The organism is Mesorhizobium sp. WSM4884 (assembly GCF_029625675.1).
GTDB lineage: Bacteria > Pseudomonadota > Alphaproteobacteria > Rhizobiales > Rhizobiaceae > Mesorhizobium.
Map to the genome: position 1 here is coordinate 1 of NZ_JARTVO010000071.1, position 261 is coordinate 261.

Sequence of the window (261 nt, forward strand, 5' to 3'; positions counted from 1 at the left end):
CACAAACGTCTCAAGGCACGATGGGCTGACCAAGATCTGCTCCGCATCTTCACTCATATGCGATAGCCCTACCCTTGAGGGGGAGATGGCCGGCAGGTCAGAAGGGGTCGCCTCGCGTAGATCGCCGGCGTCATCAGTCGTGCCGGAAAGCGCTGGCGCTCGACGCGCGGCGACCCCCTCTGTCGGGTTGTGTGCGTCAAGTTCTGCAAAAAAGGGGCGGCCATATTGCTGGTCATGCGGCTTGGCGTAGAGCGAGCTTCT

At 61.3% G+C, this 261-nt stretch carries 1 protein-coding gene; it reads right to left on the minus strand.

Annotated features, from left to right (window positions below; genetic code table 11):
* A partial coding sequence (locus P9236_RS30715) for a hypothetical protein (protein WP_278078215.1) occupies positions 1-261 on the minus strand: 261 nt, incomplete at both ends.